At 65.4% G+C, this 26,315-nt stretch carries 19 protein-coding genes; 5 read left to right on the top strand and 14 right to left on the bottom strand.

Going from position 1 to position 26,315, the window contains the following annotated elements:
- Positions 1 to 62: 62 nt before the first annotated feature.
- The 14 genes from BN1263_RS08480 to gmk all read right to left on the bottom strand — a co-directional run bounded on the left by BN1263_RS08480 (position 63) and on the right by gmk (position 19,930).
- Positions 63 to 4,496 carry an ESPR-type extended signal peptide-containing protein gene (locus tag BN1263_RS08480; protein ID WP_058980507.1) on the bottom strand — a complete coding sequence of 1,478 codons (4,434 nt, stop codon included), beginning with the start codon at positions 4,494 to 4,496 and terminating at the stop codon, positions 63 to 65.
- A 61-nt stretch (positions 4,497 to 4,557) separates the two neighbouring features.
- Positions 4,558 to 5,268, bottom strand: a complete 711-nt coding sequence (locus BN1263_RS08485; protein ID WP_058980508.1) for a hypothetical protein — start codon at positions 5,266 to 5,268, stop codon at positions 4,558 to 4,560.
- An 18-nt stretch (positions 5,269 to 5,286) separates the two neighbouring features.
- Positions 5,287 to 6,420: a CblD like pilus biogenesis initiator family protein gene (locus BN1263_RS08490; RefSeq protein WP_058980509.1), complete on the bottom strand. Its 1,134-nt coding sequence runs from the start codon at positions 6,418 to 6,420 to the stop codon at positions 5,287 to 5,289.
- On the bottom strand, positions 6,417 to 9,143 hold the full coding sequence (locus BN1263_RS08495) for a TcfC E-set like domain-containing protein (RefSeq protein WP_058980510.1): 2,727 nt from the start codon (positions 9,141 to 9,143) through the stop codon (positions 6,417 to 6,419). The genes BN1263_RS08490 and BN1263_RS08495 overlap by 4 nt, the downstream gene beginning before the upstream one ends.
- Before the next feature lie 60 nt (positions 9,144 to 9,203).
- Entirely contained in the window at positions 9,204 to 9,701 is a 498-nt protein-coding gene (locus tag BN1263_RS08500; protein WP_058980511.1) for a CS1 type fimbrial major subunit, read from the bottom strand.
- Between the two features lie 279 nt (positions 9,702 to 9,980).
- Positions 9,981 to 10,343, bottom strand: a complete 363-nt coding sequence (locus tag BN1263_RS08505; protein WP_058980512.1) for a NirD/YgiW/YdeI family stress tolerance protein — start codon at positions 10,341 to 10,343, stop codon at positions 9,981 to 9,983.
- Between the two features lie 318 nt (positions 10,344 to 10,661).
- Positions 10,662 to 11,939 carry a citrate synthase gene (locus BN1263_RS08510; protein WP_058980513.1) on the bottom strand — a complete coding sequence of 426 codons (1,278 nt, stop codon included), beginning with the start codon at positions 11,937 to 11,939 and terminating at the stop codon, positions 10,662 to 10,664.
- A 296-nt stretch (positions 11,940 to 12,235) separates the two neighbouring features.
- On the bottom strand, positions 12,236 to 12,478 hold the full coding sequence (locus tag BN1263_RS08515) for a type B 50S ribosomal protein L31 (protein ID WP_005410871.1): 243 nt from the start codon (positions 12,476 to 12,478) through the stop codon (positions 12,236 to 12,238).
- An 88-nt stretch (positions 12,479 to 12,566) separates the two neighbouring features.
- The gene (locus tag BN1263_RS08520; protein WP_005410872.1) at positions 12,567 to 13,505 is read right to left on the bottom strand and encodes a nucleoside hydrolase; all 939 of its coding nucleotides are present in this window, start codon (positions 13,503 to 13,505) and stop codon (positions 12,567 to 12,569) included.
- Positions 13,506 to 13,897: 392 nt separating this feature from the next.
- The gene (gene recG / locus BN1263_RS08525) at positions 13,898 to 16,009 is read right to left on the bottom strand and encodes an ATP-dependent DNA helicase RecG (protein WP_058980514.1); all 2,112 of its coding nucleotides are present in this window, start codon (positions 16,007 to 16,009) and stop codon (positions 13,898 to 13,900) included.
- Positions 16,010 to 16,016: 7 nt separating this feature from the next.
- The gene (locus BN1263_RS08530; protein ID WP_058980515.1) at positions 16,017 to 16,403 is read right to left on the bottom strand and encodes a RidA family protein; all 387 of its coding nucleotides are present in this window, start codon (positions 16,401 to 16,403) and stop codon (positions 16,017 to 16,019) included.
- A 183-nt stretch (positions 16,404 to 16,586) separates the two neighbouring features.
- The gene (locus tag BN1263_RS08535; protein ID WP_019661980.1) at positions 16,587 to 18,749 is read right to left on the bottom strand and encodes a RelA/SpoT family protein; all 2,163 of its coding nucleotides are present in this window, start codon (positions 18,747 to 18,749) and stop codon (positions 16,587 to 16,589) included.
- Between the two features lie 105 nt (positions 18,750 to 18,854).
- Positions 18,855 to 19,154, bottom strand: a complete 300-nt coding sequence (gene rpoZ, locus BN1263_RS08540; RefSeq protein ID WP_005410877.1) for a DNA-directed RNA polymerase subunit omega — start codon at positions 19,152 to 19,154, stop codon at positions 18,855 to 18,857.
- A 110-nt stretch (positions 19,155 to 19,264) separates the two neighbouring features.
- A complete protein-coding gene (gene gmk / locus BN1263_RS08545; RefSeq protein ID WP_019661981.1) occupies positions 19,265 to 19,930 on the bottom strand; it encodes a guanylate kinase in 666 nt (221 codons plus the stop codon).
- A 290-nt stretch (positions 19,931 to 20,220) separates the two neighbouring features.
- On the opposite strand from gmk, the gene fdnG reads away from it, so the two are divergent.
- The 5 genes from fdnG (at position 20,221) to fdhE (ending at position 26,314) form a co-directional block, all read left to right on the top strand.
- Positions 20,221 to 23,289: a formate dehydrogenase-N subunit alpha gene (gene fdnG / locus BN1263_RS08555; protein ID WP_144435332.1), complete on the top strand. Its 3,069-nt coding sequence runs from the start codon at positions 20,221 to 20,223 to the stop codon at positions 23,287 to 23,289.
- A gap of 10 nt (positions 23,290 to 23,299) precedes the next feature.
- Positions 23,300 to 24,217, top strand: coding sequence for a formate dehydrogenase subunit beta (gene fdxH / locus BN1263_RS08560; RefSeq protein WP_058980517.1), 918 nt, complete (start codon positions 23,300 to 23,302; stop codon positions 24,215 to 24,217).
- Positions 24,214 to 24,861, top strand: a complete 648-nt coding sequence (locus BN1263_RS08565; RefSeq protein WP_058980518.1) for a formate dehydrogenase subunit gamma — start codon at positions 24,214 to 24,216, stop codon at positions 24,859 to 24,861. Before fdxH ends, BN1263_RS08565 begins: the two co-directional genes overlap by 4 nt.
- A gap of 270 nt (positions 24,862 to 25,131) precedes the next feature.
- Positions 25,132 to 25,350 (top strand): hypothetical protein, encoded by a 219-nt coding sequence (locus BN1263_RS20430; RefSeq protein ID WP_144435333.1) that lies wholly within the window; start codon positions 25,132 to 25,134, stop codon positions 25,348 to 25,350.
- The gene (fdhE, locus tag BN1263_RS08570) at positions 25,331 to 26,314 is read left to right on the top strand and encodes a formate dehydrogenase accessory protein FdhE (protein ID WP_058980519.1); all 984 of its coding nucleotides are present in this window, start codon (positions 25,331 to 25,333) and stop codon (positions 26,312 to 26,314) included. Before BN1263_RS20430 ends, fdhE begins: the two co-directional genes overlap by 20 nt.
- The last annotated feature ends 1 nt before the right edge of the window (position 26,315 follow it).

Genomic DNA, 26,315 nt, shown 5'->3' on the forward strand with positions numbered 1-26,315 from the left:
TCCTCGGCAAGGACCCCGGCGCGGCGGGGTTCATTACGCGCACCACGCCGGGGCTGCATGGCTTACCAGCCGATGCCCACGCCGACACCCATGCTGCGTTCGCCACTGTTGGTGAACGCGCCATTGAGGCTGAAGGTGGCCGAACCCTTCTCGTTGAGCACGCGCTGGTAGCCCACCGCCATTGCCGACTCACCCTCGCTGTAGCCCACGCCCGCACCCAGGCGGTTGTAGGTGGCCAGACCGGCGGTGTTCATCGCCATCGCGCTCTGCGCGCTGCTCATTGCCGCCATGCGGTTGAAGCGCTTGTCCATCTTGTCCAAGCGGCGCTCAAAGTTGCTGATCGCACCATCGGTGTACTCGTTGGCACGGGCCAGCATCTTTTCAAGATCAGCGGTGTCGACCTGCGGCTTGGGCGTCTCGTCCTGCTTCGACTTCGGCTGCGGCGTCAGCTTGTCACCTTCACCGGTTGAGGCAATCTGCGGCGAGCCGCTGGTCTCCGGCGTCGACGCGATCTCTTCGGTGGACTGCGAAGGCGTGGACGCTGCGGCCATGGCGCGGGCCTGCGGCTGATCGTCAATGCGCTGCTCCAGCCCATCCATGCGGCCGTTGAGCTGCTGCTGCATCGAATGCAGCTGGCCGCCATTGACCGCATCGCGGCTGCCGGCCGCGATCAGGCCGTTGGCCACGTTGGAAATGACCATGCCGTTGGCGCCGGCCAGGGTGAGCTGGTGGGTGCCGTCTGCGCGGGCCGAGGGGGTTTCCTGGAACACGGAGCGGAGCTGGGATTCGACCTGATTCACGCGCGAGGTGGTGCTGACGACTGCGCTGTCCAGCGTTTCCAATGCGCCATTGAGCGTGGATTGGGACTGGCCCTGAACATTGAAGCTGGGGCCGACGATATTGCCGTTGGCATCGACTTCGCCGCCGAGAGCGGAAAGTGCGCCGCGCAGCTGGCCGACGGTGGCGGCGTTGTGGTTGGCGGTGCCGTTGGCGATGTTTACAAGGCGGCGCTGCAGCAATCCATCTCCAAAAGACACGGTATGGCTTTCATGAGCCACGGAGTTGCCTCCGACAGCAACACTGCTCAGCGCCCCCTTTCTCACGAGGCTGCCCGCGCCAAGCGCAATGCCGCCACGTTCCTCAACTACGGACCGTGTACCGAGCGCAAATCCATGATCGGCGCCGGCCTGAACCCAAGCCCCACGACCAAGAGCCACAGAGTTTTCGCCGTGCGCGGTTGCGTAGAAGCCAACTGCGACAGCGCCATCAGTTAATAGTGACGCCACCGCCCCCTCGCCAATCGCGACCCCGGCACGTCCGGCGCGTGGAGACCTCCACTCCAGCCCCGGAATACTTGACCCAAAATCAAAATACTCAGCCTTGCTTTCAACCAGGCCCAATCGATTGTTCGTCGAGAAGAGCTGACTGCCGCGCACAACATCCGAGCTGTCAGCCGACAGCTTCGCCTCGGCCACTCCAGTCAAACGTGCGCCGCCGTAATCGATGACGCTCGCCTCCAATCCACGCATGGCCTGCTCGCCCATCTCCTGCTCCTTGCGCATCGCCTCCAGATCATTCCGATTCTGCGAGATCTTCTGCTCTGCGGCGTACAACTGACTGCCGGTTACGGCATCACGGCTTCCTGGTGCCACTCGGCCGTCAGCCAGGTTGGTCAGCACCATGCCATTCGCGCCATTCAGCGCGATCTGGTTCATGCCGTCGGCACGGGTCGAAGGTGATTCCTGGAAGATCGAACTCAGCTGGCCTTCCACCTTTTCCGCGCGACGACCTGCGGTGATGACGGCGCCATCGAGTGTCATCAGCGCGTCCTCGACGGTGCTCTGCGTTCCGCCCTGCATCGCATAGGTCGGGGCGATGATGTTGCCGCTGGCGTCCACGTCTGCGCCGCCCCCGAGTGTGGCGAGGGAATCCTTAAGCTGAGAGACAGTCGTGGCGTTATGGTCGGCGGTGCCACGCGCGATGTTTACAAGGCGGCGCTGGATGCCAACACCGCCAAATGACGCAACTCCTTCTTCATCTGCCAGAGAGCTAGTTCCAAGTGCCAGCGAGCCGTCAGCTCCGCTTCCGACTCTTGCGCCAGCACCAATCGCGACACCTTCGTTCGCACCGCCCGCGCCTCCACCGACCTGTGCCCCCACCCCCATCGCGAATCCATTCTCGGAATCCACAGAGACAGTTGCCCCTCTACCAATTGCGGTAGAGTTCCTCCCCATCGCCCCCGCAAACGTGCCTACCGCAGTGCCTCCCTCCAGCCCCGTCTTTGCTGAATTTCCCACCGCAACACCTGCCACACCCGCTTCGGCGCGTTCACTGAAGGGCGCTGAGCCGATACTCACAAACTGCGCGACATCCTCAAGATCTGAGACGCGTGAATTGGTTGAATAGAGCTGACTACCAGACACAGCCTCAGCACTGCTGGCGCTCAAGATTCCATCTGCCACACCACTGATCTTCCGATTGGCATTGGCACTGTTGCGCACATCCAACGTCGTGCCGCTATTCTTCTCACCCAAACGAACATCGCCAGATGCAGACACCTGCGCCACCAGCCCGCCCAGCGCCGCTGTTTCGGCCAGCGCCTTGGTCGCATCCGTCTTCGCCACGGCAGCGTCTTCCCCCGCAGACCTGGCCACACCCTCCACCGTCGTCACCTTGTCATTGGTGGCATTGAGCTGCCTGCCGTTGACCGCCTCGTAGCTGCTGGCGCTGACCACGCCATCGGCCACGCCGGTCAGCTGCCGGTTCTCATTCGCACTATTGCGCACATCCAGCACCGTGCCACTGTTCTTCTCCCCCAGGCGGACATTGCCTGTGGCAGACACCTGCCCCACAAGGCCACCCAGCACAGTCGTTGCGGTCAACGCCTTGCCGGCTTCTTCCTTTGCCGTAGCGGCCGCCGTCTGCGCCGCCTTCGCCGTGTGCTCCACCTCGCCCACCTTGGCGTTGGTGTCAAACAGCTGCTTGCCGGTGACACCCTCGGTACTGGTGGCGCTCAGCAACCCGTCCTTCATCCCGCTGATCGTCCGCTTCACCGAGTCACTGCCGATCGATACCTGATCATTCGCGGTAGTAACCGAAAGCACACCCAGAGCCACCGAACGCGAATGATTGGCCTTGGTGGATGCACCCAGCGCCATGGAGCTCGCCCCCCCTGCAGCAGATGCCTGGTAACCGATCGCAACCTGGTACGCGGTCGGGCCGGTGCTCGCCGAGGCGCCGATGGCGATGCCGTAGTTGGAGGAGCTCGCCTCGATCTTCGCGCTGGAGCCGATGGCAATCGAGCCGATGGCATTGGCCTTGGCGTTGTATCCATGCGCGCTCGCGCCCGAGCCACTGGCAAGCGCGTTCAGGCCTGAGGCAAGCGCCCCCGTTCCCGATGCCTGGGCACGCTGCGAGGACGTCACCGGCGAGCCGCTGGCGGTCAGGTAGCCTGCTGCATTGGCTGCGGACATCGCGTTCTCAGCCGTGCTCTTGGCCGTGTTCGCCGTGCTCTGCGCCGTGCTTGCGTTTGTCTTGGCTGTATCTGCCGCAGTCTGCGCCCTGCTGATGTCCTGCTTGGCCCAGTACAGCTGACTGCCGGTGACCGCGTCGGAACTGGAGCCAGTCAATCGAGCATCCTTCACATTCATCACGCGCCGCTTGAGCGTGCTGCTTCCCACCGATACGGTGTCGGTCTCGTTGGCGACCGACCGCGTACCCAATGCCACCGATCCCGACACGGAAGCGCGTGACTCATAACCAATCGCCATCGCGTCATAGGACGCATTGGACTTGTTGCCTACAGCGATGGCTCCCGAATAGCCGCTTGTGCCGGCACGGGCGTCACCCCCCAACGCGATTCCACCGATACCACCTCCGGTAGACACCCGCGAGCCGCTACCAATGGCAATCGCGTTGCCGCCGTCGGCTCGTGAATCATTGCCGTAGGCCGTGGCACCCCAGCCACCGCCGGCATACGCGCCATCACCCACCGCAGTTGCGTACCAATGTTCGATCTTCACGTTCGTGCCGATCGCGACGTTGCGCTCTCCCGTTGAACGGATGCCGTTGCCATAACCAACTGATCGTTTGCCAGAGATGGCGGAGCGCGAACCGACTACGACCGTGTCATCGCCGGTCGCTGTTGAATCGCGATAGGCGACATCGTTGACAATCGCCAGTTGGTAATACGTGGACTGCGGGGAAATCGACGTCAACGAGAGCCCAGCATTCAGTCCGCCAGTCATAAAGGGATTCATGGACATGCCTGAACGCCTGGAATCTTCCTGTTCATTCCAAATCGTTTCAGTCTCCTCGCCTGGATCTTCTTTCTCGGCACCTTCGACCGCCATGGCATTTGCGGACAGCGCCAGCACTGCGGCACTCGCCGCCACGCTGACCGAGCGTCGCGCGGCTGGCCCGCGCTTGGTCAACTCACTTCCAACCACCCAGCAACGCTTGGCGGCACTCCAGATACGACGATAGATGTGGTTCATGCTCTCTCTCCTTAACAGGACATCGAAAGTGAGGCCCTGCACATGACGCAGGGCCAGAACTTCAGGCGCTCGGCGCCAGGGTGGTTGTGTGCTCGCGGTAGCCGTCCTTGGACAGGCGGTAATGCAGCTGCACGGTATTGCCCGGTTGAGGCTGGAACGGCAGCTTCAGCTCCGCGTCCGGGTACAGGCTTTTGGCAAAGTCGTGGGTCGTACAGGCACCACTGGCGCTGCATTCGGCCAGCCCTGTGATGCCAACTCGCAAGGTCCCCACGTTACGCAGGGTGTCGCCCTGCAGTTGCAGATCCACGCTGCCGTTGGTGGGCAACACGTTCACCAGCGCGCCCCAGACCAGGCTGACGCCGACGTTGGCCTGTGCCGCCTGCTCGTCGCCCTCAAGCAAGGTCCCGTCCGGGCCCCTTACACCCTCGAAGTAGACGCGGTAGGCCACTTCCTTCTCCACGCTGCGCAGTGGAATGACCCGGATCAGGCGATTGCCTCCGCCACTCAGTGCGAACTTCCCAGGGGTGATGGCGACCGCGGCGTCGGCCGCCTCCACTTCCACCTCTTCCTCGCCAACCTGCGCGGGATTCCAGATGCGCAGCAGGCGTGCCTGCACGTACTGCGGCTGGGTGGAGTGCGAGTAGACGCGGATCTGAGTCCCACGCTTGGTATCGACGGCCGCGCGCATCGGATGGATCGAGAGGTTGGCATGTGCCGCCGGCGGGGCCAGCAGCGCGCTCAACGGCAACAGACAGAACAGCAGCTTCTTCATGATGAGGCTCCGTGGGGATCAGGGTTTGGCGGTCGGCACGCGCAGCTCTACGGTCAGCTCGCCGTCGTAGAGGCCGGGCCGTTTGCTGGCGATGGGCGTAGGCGGCGTTTCCAGCGTCAACGGCGTGGGCACGCAGTACACGGGCTGGCTGATGCCCGGCAGCATCACCAGCCGCAGCTGTGCGCTGTCGATGCCGCGCAGCAGTTGTTCCTCGCCGTTCTTCATCGCCAGGCGGTTGCCGCCGTAGTTCAGGCTGACCTGGTAGTCGAGGCGCTGGGTGTCATCGCTGCCACCATCCCCGTGCCAGACCGCGTAGTCACGCCCTGGAGGTGGTCGCGGCCCGCTATCGCGCACGGTGACGCCGAGGAACTCGCTCTGCGAGCCCACGCCGTCGTACAGGCACATGTCCACTTCCTTGTAGCCGCCGACCATCTTGCGGATGGGGTCGTAGCGCAGGTCCATGTTGACCAGCGGCGCAATGCCGTCGAAGCCCGGGAAGTAGATCGAGATCGCGTCGTAGTCGGTGACGGTGAAATCGAAGTTGAAGGTGGCTGTGGCTACGGGTGCTGCGGCAGGGTCGGCTTTGATGTTCAGGCGCATCGTGGCCTTCCAGCGGCCGGCCACGAGCCTCGCAAGCTCAGATGCCGGAACAATCAGAGCAGCACCTGTGCCGATCGGTTCGTCCAATGCACATCGGTACCAGAACGCGCTATTGATAATGTGCTTCTGACGGTCCCAGTAATCGATATTGCAGCCGGCGCCCGACATAACCCGCTGCAGGCTTCCTACTGCGCTAATCTCCGTATGGAAGCCAGTCCTCAGATCAACGAGGCGTAACACGATCTCTGTTGTTCCCCCTGACGGCCTCAGCTCACTTTCGGTCGGACACTTCCCAAACTCACTATCAGAAGCAGACCCACAAACCGCATGGATCTGCCCATATTTCATCGCCAGATCGTGACTGAACCCCAGCACCGTCCGCGGCGCCCACAGCTCCACATCACCCGGCACCGCCGAGCGATCCCAGCTCATCACGATGTCCCGGCTCTGGTCCGTCGGATGCGTCTCGGGCGGCCACTGCGCCCACGCCCGTGGCATCACCAGTACGAGTGCACATACCAGCATCAACACACACATCCAACGCCGGCTCATCGCGTACCTCCTGCAGCAGCGGTCTGGGGTGTGGCGGCAATCAACGCGCGTTCCTGCAGCAGGCGGGTCACGCGGGCCTGCTGGCGGATCTCGGGCGGCAGCTGGGCCACGGCCAGCGGCTCGCAGTGCACGGCGCCGACCAGCAGCACCACCTGGCGGCGCTCGCGCACCTGCAGCGGGCAATGCAGCAGGCGGTCGTCCTGCAGCAGGTACAGCGTTGTTTCGCGACGCGGGAAGTCGGCAACGAAGCTGCCGTTGGCGCTGGTGCCGGGCACCGGCGCGTTGAGGATGCGGGCGCCGCCCAGCGGCGACCCCGCCAGGTCCTTGGCATTGCCGATGAAGGTGTAGGTCACTTCGATCGGCACCGGCAAGCGCATCAGCTTGCCGGGCGTGAGGAACATCGGCCGTGCGCCGCCCACACCGGTCACGCGGATCGCGGCAATGCTGTCCAGCGTGCTGGCGTCCTGTACTTCGGCGCGATGCGACTGGTACGACGACAGCGGCAGCAGCCGGCGCTCGCCGATCTGCAGACGCTGTCGGCGCAACCCGCCCACCTGCAGTTCTGCGGCCACGCCATGCAGGTCGGCATCGTCGAAACCGTCCACCTGCACGGCCAGGCCGGCCTCCGCGCCGTTGGCACCGCTCCAGTAGAAACCGCGGCGGCCCAGTGCGAAGCCCGAGCTGTGGCTGGCGCTGTAGCCGGTCTCGCCACGCCCGCGCTGCTGATAGTGCGCAATGCTGGCGGTTGTATTGCCGATGCCGTTCTGCAGCTGGCCACTCAGCGAGGCGCTGTAGCGGTCATTGTTGTTGGCACGCAGTTCGGTATTCAGCTCGCGATAGTGCGTATCCCGCTCCTGGCGCAGGCTCTGGCCCACGCTGTAATCGATGGCCGGGCGCTGATGCTGGGGCTGGCGTACATCCACGGCGTAGCGGCGCTGGCCACTGCTGTCATGGTTGCGCTGCAGGCGGGTCAGGCTCAAGTTGAAGTAGATGCCGCGATCGCGTTCGTTGCTGCCGCGCACGCTGTCGGTGCTGCGCTGTTGCCAGAGGCCCACGCGCGTGGACACGCTGAAGTCCTGCCAGCGATGGCTGCGGCTGAAACTGGCCTGCCAGGTGCGGCTGAGCACGGGCTCGCGGCGCGGCTCCAGCGGCCCGGGCGGCAACAGCGGGTCGAGCCCGAACAACGGGTCCTGATCGAATTCGGGCCGATGCCAGCCAGTGCGCCAGGTCTGGCGACGGGTGTAGCCCACGTAGGCATTGCCACCGGCCAGCGGCAGCGACATCGAGCCGCTGAGTGAGTTGGTGCAGCCCAGCTGGTCGCGTGCATCGGCCTCGAACTGGCAGGCCTTGCCGCGCATGCGCTGCTGGTAGAGATTCCACGACGCCTTGCGCCGGTATGACAGCTGGTGCTGCTGGCCATTGCTGCCATCACTGCCCCGCATGCCGCTGAGCGTGGCGCGCATCTCATGCGTGGCCAGCACGCGGCGCAGGTCCACGCGCAGCTCACCGTAGCTGTGTCCGCCGAGGTTGGCGACACCGGCGGTAAGCGCGGCGTCGCGGCCCAGTGGCACGCGCAGGCCGGCCATCGCCACGCGTTCGCCATCGAAGCGGTCGCTGCGGCGCTCGTTGCGGCGGCCGCCCTGCACGAACCACTGCCACTGGCTGTTGGTCCAGTCCCCGCCCTTGTCGAACGGCGCTTCCTCGGTGCGCACCAGCACGCCGTCCTCGTAGATGCGCATGCGTACCAGGTAGTTGCCGAACGGGAAACTGCGGGTGTCGATCTGGTTGATGCCGGCCTGCAGGTAGAAGGTCTGCAGCAGGCGCTCGCCGTCGAACACGTCGACGCGGGCATCGCGGGCCAGCAGCACGGTCAGCGGCGTGGCCTGCACGGCGGCATCGGTGTCCACATAGGCCTGGGTGGTGCCCACGCGTGCGCCCTGGAAACGGTCCAGCGGCAGCATGCTGAAACTGAAGGTGCCGCCCTGCGGGCTGGACAGGTTGCGGCGGTCCATGCGCCCGGCCTGCAGGTAGTGCGCCTGGCCCAGGTCATGGCGGTAATAGACGTTGTCGAACTGGAAGTCGTCGTCGCTTCGGCTGCGGTAGCGCTGCTGGGTGTAGTACCAGTCGGCGGACAGGTGAGCGCGATCAAACAGTCCCAGCGTGCCTACGCCGCGCGCGGACAGTGCCTGGTAGTCGCGGCCGCCGCTGACGTTGAGCGTCTGCTGGTGCAGGAAGGCGTTCTCTGCATTGGCCGTGACCGTGTGGTAACGCTCGGCGGGCGGCTCGCCGGGAATCCACTGCCGCGCCACGAACAGGCGCACCGCGCCCTCGCCTTCGTCGTACAGCGCGCGCGCGGCGGCGGGGTCTTCAGGTGGGTCGAGATAACCGCAGCCGGCCGTGGCGCCACCGAAGCGGCAGGCCAGGTGGCTGTTGCGCGGCAGTGGTTGCGACAACGCCGGCAGCAAGGCTGCCTGTGCTTCGGCAGGCAGGTCCAGCGCCTGCAGTACGCGCGCGGGATCTTCCAGCTGCACGTGCTCCAGGGTCACGCGCACCGGCGACAGTCCGGCCGAGCGGCCGAACAGCTGGATGTCGAGTTGTTCGGTCTGGCCTTCAACCAGATCCTCGAAGCCGGCGGGGACGCCGTGGGCCGCGACCAGAGGAGCAGCCATTGCCAGGGCGAGCGCGACCGCCAGCCGGGTAACGGCGGGGGCGTGTGGAGTCATGGGGGTATCGCTGCAGAAGCGGCCGGCCCGGAATGCGGACCGGCGCGGGGAAGCCGTGGATCAGGGCTTCTGGTTCATGACGATGTAGACCATGCCTTCATAGCGGCCGTTGACGGTAAGCGGCCCGCCGGTACCGGCCTGGGCGATGGTCAGCGGCATCGAGATGGAGGCACCCGGGGTCGAGCTGGCGCCGTTGAACAGGTCAGCCGCCTTGAATTCGGTGACCGAGGTGCTGAGCGCATCGGTGTTCAGGCTGACGGCCAGCGGCACGCGGGTGCTGCCATTGAGCAGTACCGGATCGTGGCCGAGGCGAACTTCGATGTCCGCGGTTTCGTCATTGGAGTGGATGCGCACCTGCTGCGTCGACGGCAGCAGGCCGCGCAGCGGATCGTGGGTCAGCTGCACGGTGTCCGGCAGCGGGGTGCCGTCCTCGAGCAGCAGTGCCAGGGTCGGGTCGACGTCGGCGTAGACGGTGATCTTGGTTTCCAGCGCGTGCGCGGACAGCGAAGCAGTGGCCAGCGCTGCAGCGAGCGCGGCCTTCTTGAGAATGGCGTGCATGGGTGTCTCTCTCGGACAGGGGGAATATGAAAGCCCCCCTCCCCTAAGGAGAAAGGGAGGGAGGCGCCGCCCGCAGAGGTGGTTGCGGGCGACGGAGAGAATGTTAGGAATCCATTGCCATGCAGACCATTCAAGCATTCCTAAAACGTGGAACGTTAAGGAGAATTCTTGAATGTGTTCAACGTTTGAGGGTTATGCAAACTCCCTCACTGCTTGAATGCAATAAACCTCATTGCATTGAATTTGTAGAGCCGAGCCAATGCTCGGCTGCCGTTCGCTTCAACCTGCCGGCACGACGGTGACGTGATCAACATCGATGTCGGTCGGCTTGAAGCGATGCGTGTCGACCTTGCCACGCAGTTCGACCACGGTGTCGGCGCCGATGGCCTGCGGCGGCAGATCTTCGTCATCGATCTCAACGTCGATCTGGCCGCTGGCATCACGGAACTGGTAGCGCTCGTCACCGATCTTGGCGATGAGGGTGCCGCGCAGCACCACCGGGTGGTCATCACGTTGCGCGCGTGCGTCGGCGACAGTGCTGGCAGCGGCCCCTGCCCCCGGCCCGGTGTACTGCGCGGCGGCCTGCGGGCTCAGCAGGGCCAGCGGCGTGGCGATGAAAGCGATGGCGATCAGTCGGTTCATGGCGTTCTCCATACAGGGATGAGTACGCACAGGTTCTATCGCCTTCGATGTGATCCCCATGCAATAGATCCGAAAAGACATGAAAGCGACATTCATTGTCAGAGCGCGTTCAGACCCGGAAGCGGGCTCTTGTAGAGCCGAGCCGTGCTCGGCTGCGCGGTGTGGACGGGCGCCAGCCGAGCATGGGCTCGGCTCTACAGCGACCATCCGGGAATCGTGCGGACCAACGGTCCGCACCCACCCTCCGTCGAACACGATCAGGGCACAAAAAAACGCCCCGCGGATGCGGGGCGTTCTCGGCACGACCTACGCGGGCGATCAGCCCTGGTAGTCGCGCACGTCGCTGCCGGTGTAGACCTGGCGCGGACGGCCGATCTTCATTTCCGGATCGACCTGCTGTTCCAGCCAATGCGACACCCAGCCGGAGGTACGGCCCAGGGCGAACATGACGGTGAACATTTCGGTCGGGATCTGCAGCGCCTTGTAGATGATGCCGCTGTAGAAATCGACGTTCGGGTACAGCTTGCGGGCGACGAAGTACTCGTCCTGCAGCGCAGCCTGTTCGAGCTTCACGGCCACGTCCAGCAGCGGATCCTGCACGCCCAGCTGCTTGAGCACCTTGCTGGTCATCTCGCCGATGACCTTGGCGCGCGGATCGAAGTTCTTGTAGACGCGGTGGCCGAAGCCCATCAGGCGGAAGCCGGAGGTCTTGTCCTTGGCCTTGACCACGGCGGACTCGACGTTGTCGGCGGTGCCGATCTCTTCCAGCATCTTCAGCACGGCTTCGTTGGCACCACCGTGGGCCGGACCCCACAGCGCGGTGACACCCGCGGCAACCGACGCGTACGGGTTGGCACCGGTCGAACCGACCAGGCGCACGGTCGAGGTCGAGGCGTTCTGCTCGTGGTCGGCATGCAGGATGAACAGCAGGTCCAGCGCCTTCACCACGTCCGGGTTCAGGTCGTACTGGCCGTCGGCCGACTCGAAGGTCTGCTTCAGGAAGCGGCTGACGTAGTCCAGCGAGGTGTCCGGCTTGTTGGCCGGCAGGCCCTTGCCGTGGCGGTAGATCAGCGCCGACAGGGTCGGCACCTTGGCGATCAGGCGCACGGCGGCCTTGCGGCGCTGTTCGGCGTCGGACAGGTCCAGCGAGTCGTGGTAGATGGCCGACAGCTGCGCGATCGCGGCCGCCAGGATCGCCATCGGGTGGGCATCCTTGGCGAAGCTGCCGATCAGGGTGTTGATCGACTCATCGACGTTGGCTTCGGCGGTCAGCTCATCGGTGAAGGCCTTCAGCTGCTCGGCGCTCGGGCGCTCGCCGTTGATCAGCAGGTAGGCCACTTCGACGTAGCTCGACTTTTCCGACAGCTGTTCGATCGGGTAGCCACGGTACAGCAGCACGCCCTTGTCGCCGTCGATGTAGGTGATGGCGGACTTGCAGCTGGCCGTCGCGGTGAAGCCGGAATCGTAGGTGAAGAATCCCGTTTCCTTGGTCAGCTTCGCGATGTCGACGCAGTCGTTGCCAAGGGTGGGTTTGATGACGGGCAGAACGACCGACTTGTCGCCGGCGTTGAGCGTGACCTGATCAAGATCGGACACTGTGTGCGCTCCTTCATGGGAAGGCGCCTGCCCAAGCGCATTGGTCAGGCACGTGAATGACGTCCTCGGCCTGTGCCGGGGATCAGGTCATTATCGCACAGCAGCATTTGCCCGGCGCTAGACAGAAGTCGTATACGACAGGCAGCCAGACACAGGCCGTTGAGCGGCCCGGATCGGCAAAAGCGTTGTCCCACGAACGCAGTGTTCCGTCCATCCAAACGCCCGTTGGGTTGGCGTTGGGGAAAAACAAACGGCCGCGCAGAGCGCGGCCGTTGGTTCGAAGCTGGATCGACAGATCAGCGCGCGTAGCGCTTCTGGAACTTGTCGATACGGCCCGAGGTGTCGATGACCTTGTGCTTGCCCGTGTAGAACGGGTGCGAAGCCGAGGAAATTTCAACCTTGACCAGCGGGTATTCGTTGCCGTCTTCCCACTGGATGGTTTCCTTCGTCGCCATGGTGGAGCGGGTCAGGATCTTGAAATCGGAGGTGACGTCATGGAAGACGACGTCGCGGTAGTTCGGATGGATATCGGCCTTCATGGGCTCACACCGTAAATGGGCTGGTGGTCAAGAGCGGCATTATAAGCACCGGTTGCCGCCCGGGGCAACCGGTGCCGGGCCACGGACGTCAGTCCGCGCCCAGGGCCTGGCGCACCAGGGCCTCGAAACGCTGCTGGTCGTAGGCCATCAGCAGATCGCAGTTGTCCGGCTGGCCGGTCTGGCGGTTCCAGTCGACGATGGTGGCGCCGCGGCTGAACGTGCCGTTCAGCTCTACGTTCAGCGGGCGCGACTCGACCCGCAGCTGCCCTTCGGGGTTCAGCGCCCAGGCCATGGCCACCGCATCGGCGGTGTACCAGCGCCCGCCCTTGCTGTCTTCGGACAGGCCACGGGTCTTGCGCGAGATCAGTTCGTAGAAGCGGGCGCGATCGGAATCGGCCTGCAGCCACTTCTCGGCGTCCTGCAGCGGCAGGCCATGGGCGACGGTGGCCTCCCAGTCCGACACCAGCAGGTGCTTGAACGAGGTGAACACCACGTGCGCCGCTTCCGGGTCGAACGCAATGTTGAATTCGGCCGCCGGGGTGATGTTGCCGTGGCAGGTGACCGCGCCGCCCATCACCACGATGCGCTTGATGCGCTCGGGCAGGGTCGGGTCCAGCTTCAGTGCCAGGGCAAGGTTGGTCAGCGGGCCCAGCATCACCAGCATCAGTTCGCCGGCGTGCTCGTGCGACAGGCGCAGGATGGCCAGTGCGGCGTGCTCGGCTTCGGCCTGGCGGCTCGGCGGCGGCAGGTCCACGTCGCCGTAGCCGTCACGGCCATGCACGTGGGCAGCGTCGACGGAGGGATGCAGCAGCGGATCCGGGCTGCCGGCAAACACCGGTACGTCGGTGCGGCCGACGATGTCGCAGAGCTTGAGGGCGTTGCGGACGGTGTACTGCAGGCCGACATTGCCGGCGGCGATGGTCAGGGCGACCACGTCATGCCGTTCGTCGGCGAAGGCCATCAGCAGGGCCAGGGCGTCGTCCACACCGGGGTCGGTGTCGATCAACAGCGGGATCTTGTGGGTCATCGTTGCCGTCTTCAGATCGGCAACGAAGTGTGGACCGGGATGATGACCGTTGCAAGTACGGGGGTTGGGGTTCGGCAGGGCTGTGCCCCCCCCCCGCCGAATCAACGGCATACACCAGAGCAACGGCAAAAGCGGGTTTCCTGGGGGATGGCGGGGTGGATCCGGTTGCGGGGGACGCTGCAAGTACGTCCCTGTAAGCTCGGTCGCCGCATCCATGCGGCTCACGCCCCCGCAACCGGATCCACCCCGCCTTCGACAGATTTCCGCGGCTGTTGGTAGGTGTCGACCTTGGTCGACACATCCATGCAATGCGTGGATGAACATGGAGTAGATCCACGCCACGCGTGGATGCGTGGATGCGTGGACCAAGGTCCACACCCATCAAGGTGGCGCTACGCCGAGGCGTAACGCACGGCGGTGCCGATCCAGCGCTGCACCACACGATCGGCCAGCGCGGGTTGCTGGTCCAGCAGGCGCTCGGCCAGGTCATGCACGCCGGGCAGCAGGCCGGCGTCGCGGGCCAGGTCGGCAATGCGGAAACCGGCCAGGCCGGTCTGCCGGGTACCCAGCAATTCACCGGGGCCGCGCAGTTCCAGATCCTTCTCGGCGATGACGAAACCATCGTTGGTTTCGCGCATGGTCTGCAGGCGCTCGCGCGCCATCTGCGAAAGCGGCGCCTGGTACAGCAGCACGCAGCGCGACACCGCCGAACCACGGCCGACGCGGCCACGCAGCTGGTGCAGCTGGGCCAGGCCGAGGCGCTCGGCGTTCTCGATCACCATCAACGAGGCATTCGGCACGTCCACGCCCACTTCGATGACGGTGGTCGCCACCAGCAGGTCGATCTGTCCGGCCTTGAACGCCACCATCGTGGCCAGCTTTTCGGCGGCCTTGAGGCGGCCATGCACCAGCCCCACGCGCACGCCGGGCAGCAGTGCCTGCAGCGATTCGTAGGTGGCCTGCGCGGGCGTTGCATCGAGTTCTTCGCTTTCTTCGATGAGCGTGCACACCCAGTACACCTGCCGCCCTTCCTGGCAGGCCAGCGCGATGCGCTCGATCAGTTCCGGGCGCCGGTCATTGTTGAGTGCGACCGTCTGCACCGGTGTACGCCCCGGCGGCAGTTCGTCGATGGCCGACACATCCAGGTCCGCGTATTCGGACATCGCCAGCGTGCGCGGAATCGGTGTGGCGGTCATCACCAGCTGGTGCGGCACGCTGTTGCCGCCTGCGCCCTTGTCGCGCAGCGCCAACCGCTGGTGCACGCCGAAGCGGTGCTGCTCGTCGACGATGGCCAGTGCCAGGTCCTGGAACACCACTGCCTCCTGCATCAGCGCGTGGGTACCAACCACCACCTGCGCTTCGCCGCTGGCGACCTGCTCCATCACCTTGGCGCGCGCCTTGCCGGTGACTTTGCCGGCCAGCCAGGCGATGCGCACACCGAGCGGTTCCAGCCAGCCGCGCAGGTTGTTGAGATGTTGTTCGGCCAGCAGCTCGGTGGGCGCAGCCAATGCAACCTGCTTGCCCTGCTCCACCGCCAGCATCGCCACCAACGCGGCGACCACGGTCTTGCCGGAGCCCACATCGCCCTGCACCAGCCGCAGCATCGGGCTGGGCCGCGCGAGGTCTTCACGGATCTGCTTGAACACGCGTGCCTGCGCCCCGGTCAGCGCGAACGGCAGCTGCTTCAGCAGCGCCTTGGCCAGCTTGCCAGGACCGGCCAGCGGCGGCGCATGGTGTGCCTGCAAGGCAATGCGCTGGCGACGCAGGCTGAGGTGATGGGCCAGCAGTTCTTCCATCGCCAGGCGACGCTGCGCCGGGTGGGTACCAGCCGCCAACGCGGCCAGATCGGCATCCGGCGGTGGACGGTGCACGGTCAGCAGCGCGCTGCGCAGCGAAGGTAGGCCCAGGCCATCGAGCCAACCGCTGGGCAGCAGTTCCAGCGTGCTTTCCTCGGGCAGGCGGTCCAGCGCCTGGCCGATCAGCTTGCGCATGGTCATCGGGCCGACGCCTTCGACGGTGGGATACACCGGGTCGAGGCGGTCGCCGAGTTCGGGATCGTCGTTGCGGCCCAGCACCTGGTAGCTGGGATGGACGATTTCCAGGCCGAGGTGGCCGGGCTTGGGCGTACCGAAGCAGCGCAACCGGTTGCCGACCGCGAACTGACCGACCTGCTGCTGGCGGAAATGGAAGAAGCGCAGCACCAGGGTGCCCTGCCCTTCGTCTTCCACCGCCACCTTCAGCATCGGCCGGTAGCGCATGCCGCGCTCGACTGCGACCACCCGCCCTTCCACCTGCGCCGGTACGCCGTTGCGCAGGTCTTCAATGCGGGTCAGCCGGGTACGGTCTTCATAGCGCAGTGGCAGATGAAGCCAGAGATCCTGCAGGGTGGCCAGGCCACGCGCCTGCAGTTTGGCGGCCACGGCCGGACCGACGCCCGCGAGCATCGCCAGGGATGCTTCGCCGGACGGTGACAGGACCGGGGTGACCGCCGCCTTGCGTGCCACGTGGCGGTCAGTCGATGACCATCACCGCGTCGACCTCGAAGTTGGCGCCCTTCGGCAGGCCGGAGACTTCGATGGTGGAACGGGCCGGGTACGGGGCCTGGAAATAGTCCTGCATGACCGCGTTGACCTTGGCGAACTCGCCCAGGTCGGTCAGGTACAGGCCCAGGCGCACGACCTTGTCCAGCGAGCCGCCCGCGGCTTCGGCCACGGCCTTGAGGTTGTCGAAGGCGCGGCGGGCCTGCGCCTCGACGTCACCGGTGCCGACGATGTCGCCGGTGGCCGGGTCGAGCGGAATCTGGCCGGAGAAGTACACGGTGTTGCCGGCGCGCACGGCCTGCGAGTACGGGCCGATGGCGGCGGGGGCCTTTTCGGTGTTGATGATCTGGCGGGACATGGGTCGCTCCGGTGCTTGGGGGAAAACAGAGCGGTGATTGTACCGGGTGGGGGTGCATCCACGCATGGCGTGGATCTACCGCGCCGCTCCAGTAGTGCCGGCCGCTGGCCGGCAACCTCATGAACGTCGGAAGCGCCGCGAAGTTGCCGGCCAGCGGCCGGCACTACCGGGTACGCGCAGGGCCTACTGGCGGCGTACCGACTGCACCACCGACAGGCGACGCAGGCGGCGCATGACTTCGGCCAGGTGGTTTCGGTCGCGCACCTGGATATTGAACGCCAGCACGGCGGCGTTGAAATCGCGGTCCAGGTAGTCCACGCGCTCGATGTTGGAGTGGCTCTGCGCGATGGCGGCGGCCAGCTGCGCCAGCACGCCGGTGCCGTTCTCCACTTCCACCACCAGCGAGGTGTCGTAGTCGCCGGAGACGGTGGTGTCCCAGCCGATCGGCACCCAGCGTTCGGGCGACTTGCGCAGCTCGGCCAGGTTCGGGCAGTCCATGCGGTGCACCACGATGCCCTTGCCGGCGGTGTGGTAGCCCATGATCTCGTCGCCGGGAATCGGCTGGCAGCAGCCGGCGAAGGTGACCACGCCGCGCTCGCTGCCGTTGATCAGGATCTTCTCCTGCGAGTGGTGGCGCGAATGCGGGCCGCCACGCAGTTCGGCGTAGGCCATCAGCGCCTGCGCGGCCTGGGTCGGCATCCAGTTGCCCAGTGCGACCTCGGCCAGCAGCGCCTCCAGGCGCGGGAAACGGTGCTCGGCCAGGAACGCGTCCAGGCGCCCCTTCGGCAGCCGTTCCAGCGACGAATCCATCGCTTCCAGCGCGCGGTCGAGCATGCGATGGCCAAGCTGCACGGCATCTTCGTGCTCCAGCTGCTTGAGCTGGTGACGGATGGCGGTGCGTGCCTTGCTGGTGACCACGAATTCCAGCCACTGCGGCTTGGGCGTGGCCGAGCGCGCGGTGATGATCTCCACCGACTGCCCCGACACCAGCTTGGTGCGCAGCGGCACCAGTTTCTTGTCCACGCGGGAGGCCACCGCCATGTTGCCCACGTCGGTGTGCACGGCGTAGGCGAAATCAAGCGCGGTGGAGTTGCGCGGCAGGGCCAGGATCTTGCCCTTCGGGGTGAACAGGTAGACCTCGTCCGGGAACAGGTCGACCTTGACGTTGTCGAGGAACTCCAGCGAGGAACCGGCAGCACGCTGCGAGTCGATCAGTTCGACGATCCAGGCGTGCGCGCGGCTCTGCGCGCTGTTGGGCGAATCGCCGCCGAACTTGTAGGTCCAGTGCGCGGCCACGCCGCGTTCGGCGATCAGGTCCATTTCCTCGGTGCGGATCTGCACTTCGATCGGCGAGCCATACGGCCCGAACAACACCGTGTGCAGCGACTGGTAACCGTTGGCCTTGGGGATGGCGATGAAGTCGCGGAAGCGGCCATCCAGCGGCTTGAAGGTGGCGTGCACCGAACCCAGCGCGTGGTAGCAGCTGGGCACGCTGCGCACCACCAGGCGGAAGCCGAACACGTCCATCACCTGGTCGAAGGTTTTGTTCTCGTCGCGCATCTTGTTGTAGATGCTCCACGGGGTCTTGATGCGGCTGACCAGGCGGTGCTCGATACCTTCCTTCGCCAGCCGCTGCGACAGCTGCACTTCCACCTGTGCCAGCGCTTCACGGCGTACCACCGGCTGGCTGCGGATGTGCTTTTCCAGGATCGCGTGGCGCCACGGGTACAGCGCCTTGAAGCCAAGATTCTGCAGTTCGCTCTTGACCAGGCTCATGCCCAGGCGCTGGGCGATGGGCGCGTAGATCTCCAGCGTCTCGCGGGCGATGCGGCCGCGCGCTTCGCGGCTCTGTGCGCCCAGCGTGCGCATGTTGTGCAGGCGGTCGGCCAGCTTGATCATGATCACGCGCAGGTCGCGCGACATCGCCAGCAGCATCTTGCGGAAGCTTTCGGCGGCCGCTTCCTGGCGGTCGCGGAACTTCAGCTTGTCCAGCTTGGTCACGCCGTCGACCAGCTCGGCCACGGCTTCGCCGAACTCGGCGGCCAGCGCCTCACGGGTCAGCGGGGTGTCTTCGATGGTGTCGTGCAGGATCGCGGCGATCAGCGCTTCCACGTCCAGGCCCAGCTCGGCCAGCACCTGGGCCACGGCCACCGGATGGGTGATATAGGGCTCGCCCGACTTGCGCGTCTGTCCGGCGTGCGCGGCGGCTCCGACTTCCCAGGCGCGGCGCAACAGCGGCAGCTGTTCCGGCGGCAGGTAATGGGCGGCGCGTTCAAGCTGGAGGACGTAGTCGGGTACGGCGGCAGCGGGGGCTGCGGCGACCTTGGCAGTGGGGCCTGGGTTCATGCCCGAAGCCTATTCCAGCGCGACGTTTACGGCAAATCCTGAATGCGAAACAGCCCGCACGGGGCGGGCTGTTCGGCGATCCAGCAATGACGTTGATCGATGCGATCAATCGTCGTTCTTGGACATGTCTTCGTCGGCGACCACTTCGGCGGCAGCCCACTCCAGCGCTTCGCGCTCGGCGCGCTCACGCTCGGCCTTCTCGACTTCGTCGATCAGCGCGTTGTCGATCTTGCGGGCGGCGATTTCGCGCAGCGCCAGCACGGTCGGCTTGTCCTCGGTCTCGCTGTTGTCCAGCGTGGCCTGCACGCCGTTGGCGAGCTGGCGGGCACGCTTGGATGCCATCATGACCAGTTCGAAACGGTTGTTAACGACTTCCAGGCAATCTTCTACGGTGATGCGGGCCATACGGGCTCCCGGCGACCGGTCGGCCGCTCAGTCGAATGAGGGAAAGGGGACGGAGTGTACTGGCAGGAGCTGGACAAAATCAAGCCAACCCCCACCCGATTCTTTTGGAATCAGTCAGTTGCACCCGGATCGGGGGTCAGCAACGCCTGGATCAGGCTGGCGTGGCGGACCTTCTGGGCCTCCCGTCGCAGGCGGCTGGCGGTGAAGATGGCGCACAGCTCGTCCACGGCAGTGTCGAACACCTCGTTGACGATGACGTAGTCGAACTCGTTGAAGTGCAGCATTTCATCGCGGGCCGCGCCCAGGCGCTGGGCGATGACCGCTTCGCTGTCCTGGCCGCGCTTGCGCATGCGGTCCTGCAGGGCCTGCTTGGACGGCGGCAGGATGAACACGGTGACCGTGCCCGGCACCAGCTGGCGCACCTGCTGCGCGCCCTGCCAGTCGATCTCCAGCAGCACGTCCTGGCCGGCGGCCAGCTGCGGCTCCACCGATTGGCGGGCGGTGCCCTTCCAGTCGCCGTGCACCCAGGCGTGTTCGAAGAAGTCGCCGGCGGCGATCATCTGCTCGAACTTCTCGGCACTGACGAAGTGGTAGTGCTGGCCGTTCACCTCACCGGGGCGCATCGCGCGCGAGGTGAAGGAGATCGACAGGGCGATCTGCGGGTCGCGCGCCAGGGTGGCATTGACGATGCTGCTCTTGCCCGCGCCGGAGGGGGCGGCCACGATGTACAGCGTGCCGCGCGCAACGGTGTCCGACGGCTTCGACGGGGCGCTCATGCGCGGGATCCAACGGGTTGATTTCGCAAAATTTTTCCTCGATGTTCCAGGTCCGGCGCGGCGGATCGCGCCAGGACGGCGGGGGCTGCGCGGAACATCCTGGAACCAGGCCCGGCAGACGCTTCCCCGGGGTGCGGGCACGCAACTTTACCAGAGCGGCCCTGTTGCGCGCCCGTCCGCCAGGCGCCGGGCCTTGCGCCACATGGGTATGCGGGTGCCTGTGCTATAACCGGGCCGTACCCAACGACAGCCCGGAGGCCCGTGCCTCCCCGCCATCCCAGGAGAACGGCATGCCATCGATGAGCCGCCGCCAGTTCCTGAAAGTGACCGGGACAACCCTGGTCGGCTCCAGCCTGGCACTGATGGGCTTCGCGCCCGGCATCGCGCTCGCGGAGGTCCGGCAATACAAGCTGACCCGCGCGACCGAGACCCGCAACACCTGTACCTACTGTTCGGTGGCCTGCGGCATCCTGATGTACAGCCTCGGCGATGGTGCCAAGAACGCCGAGCCCAGCATCTTCCATATCGAAGGCGACCCGGACCATCCGGTGAACCGCGGCACGCTGTGCCCGAAGGGGGCCGGCCTGGCCGACATCATCCACAGCAAGTCGCGGCTGCTCTACCCCGAGTACCGCGCGCCGGGCTCGAACGAGTGGAAGCGGCTGAGCTGGGACGATGCGCTGGACCGTATCGCGCGGCTGATGAAGGAAGACCGCGACGCCAACTTCGTGCAGAAGAACGAGGCCGGGCAGACGGTCAACCGCTGGCTGACCACCGGCATGCTGGCGGCCTCGGCCACCAGCAATGAAACCGCGGTGCTGACCCACAAAGTCGTCCGCTCCCTTGGCATGTTGGCATTCGACAACCAGGCACGTGTCTGACACGGCCCGACGGTGGCAGGTCTTGCCCCGACGCTAGGCCGTGGTGCGATGACGAATCACTGGGTCGACATCAAGAATGCCGACCTGATCCTGATCATGGGTGGCAATGCCGCCGAAGCACACCCGTGCGGGTTCAAATGGGTGACCGAGGCCAAGGCACACAACAAGGCCCGGCTGATCGTGGTCGATCCGCGTTTCAACCGCTCGGCTGCGGTGGCCGACGTGTACGCGCCGATCCGCACCGGTACCGATATCGTGTTCCTGGGCGGCCTGATCAACTACCTGTTGACCGAGGACCGCATCCAGCACGAGTACGTGCTGAACTACACCGACATGTCGTTCCTGGTGAAGGACGAGTTCGCCTTCAAGGACGGCCTGTATTCGGGCTACAACGAAGAGAAGCGCAGCTACGACCGCTCCAGCTGGGACTACGCCTACGGTGACGATGGCTTCGTGCGCAGCGACCCGACGCTGAAGGACCCGCGTTGCGTCTACAACCTGCTCAAGCAGCACTACGCGCGCTACACCGTGGAGATGGTCGAACGCATCTGCGGCACGCCGGCCGACAGCATCCGCCAGATCTGGGACATGATCGCGTCCACCGCCGGCAAGGACAAGGCGATGACCATCCTGTACGCGCTGGGATGGACGCAGCACTCGATCGGTGCGCAGAACGTGCGTGCCGGCACCATGGTGCAGCTGCTGCTGGGCAACATCGGCGTGGCCGGTGGTGGCATGAACGCGCTGCGCGGGCACTCCAACATCCAGGGCCTGACCGACATCGGCCTGATGTCCGACCTGTTGCCCGGCTACCTGACGCTGCCGAGGCAGGACGAGCAGGACTACGACGCCTACATCGCCAAGCGCACGCAGAAGCCGCTGCGCGCCAACCAGATGTCGTTCTGGCAGAACTACCCAAAGTTCCACGTCAGCCTGATGAAGTCGTGGTGGGGCGACGCCGCCACCGCCGACAACAACTGGTGCTTTGATTACCTGCCCAAGCTGGACAAGCCGTACGACATGCTGCAGGCGTACGAGCTGATGAACGAGGGCAAGATCCATGGCTACATCTGCCAGGGCTTCAACCCCCTGGCCTCGGCGCCGAACAAGGGCAAGCTGATCAGCGCGTTCTCCAAGCTGAAGTTCATGGTCAGCATGGACCCGCTGGAAACCGAGACCATCGCCTTCTGGCAGAACCACGGTGCGTTGAACGACGTCGACCCGAGCACGATCCAGACCGAAGTATTCCGCCTGCCGACCACCTCCTTTGCCGAGGAGAACGGCGCGGTGGTGAATTCCTCGCGCTGGCTGCAGTGGCACTGGAAGGGGGCCAACCCACCGGGCGAAGCACGCAGCGACATCGAGATCATGTCCGAGCTGTTCCATCGCATCAAAGCGTTGTACGAGAAGGACGGCGGTGCGTGGTGGGAGCCGGTGCGCGACCTGGCCTGGAACTACGCCAACCCTGAGGTACCCACGCCCGAAGAACTGGCGATGGAATACAACGGCAAGGCGCTGACGGACGTGTTCGATCCGAAGGATCCGACCAGGTTGGTGCGCAAGGCCGGCGAGCAGCTGGCCGCATTCGGCGACCTGCGCGACGACGGCAGCACCGCCTCCGGCTGCTGGATCTACATCGGTGCCTGGGGCCCGACCGGCAACATGATGGCGCGGCGTGACAACAGCGACCCCACCGGCATCGGCAACACGCTGGGCTGGGCCTGGGCGTGGCCGGCCAACCGCCGCGTGATGTACAACCGCGCCTCGTGCGACGTGGCCGGCCAACCGTTCGATCCGCGCCGCACGCTGCTGGCCTGGAACGGGAAGAACTGGGGCAACGTGGACGTGCCGGACTTCAAGGCCGACGAAGATCCTGCCGGTGGCATGGGCCCGTTCATCATGAACCCGGAAGGCATCGCCCGCTTCTTCGCCAAGGCCGGCATGGCCGAAGGCCCGTTCCCGGAGCACTACGAACCGTTCGATACCCCGCTGCGCAGCAACCCGCTCAGCCCCGGCCAGGCACTGACGCTGAACAACCCGGCCGCCCGCGTATTCGCCAGCGATCGTGCACAGATCGGTTCGCCGGACGAGTTCCCGCATGTGGCCACCACCTACCGCCTGACCGAGCATTTCCACTTCTGGACCAAGCACGGCAAGCTCAACGCCATCATCCAGCCCGAGCAGTTCGTCGAGATCGGCGCGGCATTGGCCGACGAGCTGGGCATCAACAACGGCAGCCGGGTGCGGGTCAGTTCCAAGCGCGGTCACATAGAAGCGGTTGCGATGGTGACCAAGCGCATCAAGGCCCTGCAGATCGATGGCCGGACCGTGCACCAGGTGGGCGTGCCGATCCACTGGGGTTTCCTCGGTGCGGCCAAGCCCGGCTACATCGCCAATACGCTGACCAACGCCATCGGTGACGGCAACTCGCAGACGCCCGAATCGAAGTGCATCCTGGTCAAGGTCGAGAAGGTGTAGGAGACACGCCATGTCACTGCAATCACTGGACATCATCCGCCGCTCGGCCACCACCACGCCCTCGCCGGAGGCGCGCGGTGCGCACACCGGCCAGGTCGCCAAATTGATCGATGTGAGCAAGTGCATCGGCTGCAAGGCCTGCCAGGTCGCCTGCATGGAGTGGAACGACCTGCGCGACGAAGTGGGCAGCTGCGTTGGCAGCTACGACAACCCGCCCGACCTGAGCAACCAGTCGTGGACGGTGATGAAATTCCGCGAGTACGAGGACGAGAAGGGCAAGCTGGAGTGGCTGATCCGCAAGGAAGGCTGCATGCACTGCAGCGATCCGGGCTGCCTGAAGGCCTGTCCGTCGCCCGGTGCCATCATCCAGTACGCCAACGGCATCGTCGACTTCCAGGAAGAGAACTGCATCGGCTGCGGTTACTGCGTGACCGGTTGCCCGTTCGACGTGCCTCGTATTTCCAGGAAGGACCACAAGGCCTACAAATGCACGCTGTGTTCGGACCGGGTGGCGGTGGGCCAGGAACCGGCCTGCGTGAAGACCTGCCCGACCGGCGCGATCACCTTCGGCAGCAAGCAGGCGATGACCGAGCACGCGGCCGGACGCGTGGAAGACCTGAAATCGCGCGGCTACGAGAACGCCGGCCTGTACGATCCGCAGGGCGTGGGTGGCACCCACGTGATGTACGTGCTGCAGCATGTGGACAAGCCCGAGCTGTACGCCGACCTGCCCAAGGACCCACGCATCAGCCCGATGGTGGAGGTCTGGAAGGGCGTGGCCAAGCCGCTGGGCCTGCTGGCGATCGCCGCCACCGCCTTCGCCGGCTTCCTGCATTACATCGGCATCGGCCGCAATACGGTCAATGACGAGGAAGAAGAGGAAGCCGAACACGAGGCGAAGAAGATCGAAGAGGAGCAGCGGCCATGAAGTACGCCCCGCACCCGCGCCAGATCATCCGCTACCGCGCGCCGACCCGCATCAATCACTGGATCGTGGCGATCTGCTTCGTGCTGACCGCGCTGTCCGGGTTGGCGCTGTTCCACCCTGCCCTGTTCCCGTTGACGCAGCTGTTCGGTGGCGGCCCGTGGACACGCATCCTGCACCCGTTCATCGGCCTGGCGATGGTGACGGGCTTTGCGCTGCTGGCAATCCGCATGTGGCGCGACAATCTGCCGACCGCTGACGACCGCGCGTGGATGCGCGGCATGCGCGATGTACTGCGCAACGAGGATGAGAAGCTGCCGCCGGTGGGCCGTTTCAATGCCGGCCAGAAGCTGTTGTTCTGGGCCATCATCGGATGCCTGTCGGCGCTGCTGCTGACCGGCTTCGTGATCTGGCGGCAGTATTTCAGCCACTTCTTCCCGATCGGGGTGATCCGCTTCTCGGTACTTGCCCACGCGCTGTTCGGCTGGGTGCTGGTCTGCGCGATCGTGGTGCACATCTATGCGGCGCTCTGGATCAAGGGGTCTGTGCGGGCGATGACCCAGGGCAAGGTGACCTATGGGTGGGCGTACAAGCACCACCGGCAGTGGTTCCGGGACATCCTGCGCGGGCGGCGGGAAGAGGGGTAGCGGCAGGGCCTGCGGCCCTGCACCCACTTCAAGCCAAGGCAACAGCAACAGCGGCTATCCGTGGGATGGCGGGGTGGATCCGGTTGCGGGGGACGCTGCAAGTCCCCCTCCGGGGCCCGCCCCAGCCGCTGGCGGCTGTGCGTTCGGGCGCTTGCGAAGCAGTGCTTCGCAAGCAAAGCGCCCTCACCCATGTAAGCTCGGTCGCCGCATCCATGCGGCTCACGCCCCCGCAACCGGCCCACCCCGCCTTCGACAGTTTCCTGCGATCTGATGGTGGGTGCCGACCGTTGGTCGGCACTGATCGAATCCCGGCCAACGGTCGGGATCCACTTTCAACCAGCCTATGGGGTCAGATCCGTTTTCCTGTGGAAAACGGATCTGACCCCAACCTTTCAAATGGCCGGCAACACGCTGGACGCGAGCGCCGACAACGGCGAGGATGGAGGCTGGTTCTTCTGGCTGGCCCTGCATGGCGCAACGCATCCTTGAACCCGGTGAGATCGAGACGCTCGCCTCGCGCGATGTGCCGCGTATCATCCTGCCCGATATCGAGTCACTGTTCGCCGAGCGCGCGACACGCCTGCGCAGCCTGGCCGCGCACAGTGCCATCGGCGGTTACCTGCAGCTGCTGGCAGCGTTGGCAGATGCACAGCAGGCACTGCTGGACGAACTGACACCACAGCAACGCGAGGCACTGCAATGGCAGGCACGTGCGCAGCAGTCGAGTGCCGCGGCCGGCGCCGGCATGCCGTTGCGGCCGGCCAACACGCTTCAGCTGGATGGATGCTGGCGCGACTGGCTGCGCACGCAGTGCCATCACTGCGCCGACGAAACGGGGCTGCCGCTGGAAACCCGACAGGAGCTGCAACGCGTCGCCGCGGCCGACGACGCCTGGCTGGATGCGCAGGCGCACGCGGTGCTGGAGCGTGATGACGCGCCATCGGTGGATGCGGTCGCTGCACTCCTGGTGATGACCGCACTGCAGGTTTACTGGGCGGTGCTCGCAGCCAGCTTCCGCCCTACCGACCTGAAGCCGCTGGCTGATGCGCCAGGGCTGTGCCCGCTGTGCGGCACGTTGCCGGTGACCAGCGTGGTGCAGGCACGCCCACCCTATGCATCTTACCGTTACCTGTCGTGCTCGCTGTGCGCCTGCCAGTGGCACTACGTGCGCGTGCAATGCAGCCAGTGTGGTGCCGCCGGCAAGGACATAGCCTATCGCGCCCTGGCCGATGTGGATGGCGACAGCGGCGAGGCGGTGCGCGAGAGCGCGGTACGCGCCGAGACCTGCGACCACTGCCACAGCTATCGCAAGATCCTGTATCTGGAGAAAGACCCGTCACTGGAGCCGGTGGCCGATGACCTCGGCACGCTGGCGCTGGATCTGCTGCTGGCCGAGGAAGGCTATGCGCGTGCCAGCCAGAATCCGCTGCTGTGGCAATCCGACGGCGACTGAG

It is taken from the genome of Stenotrophomonas thermophila (assembly GCF_001499715.1).
Classification (GTDB): Bacteria; Pseudomonadota; Gammaproteobacteria; order Xanthomonadales; family Xanthomonadaceae; genus Stenotrophomonas; species Stenotrophomonas hibiscicola.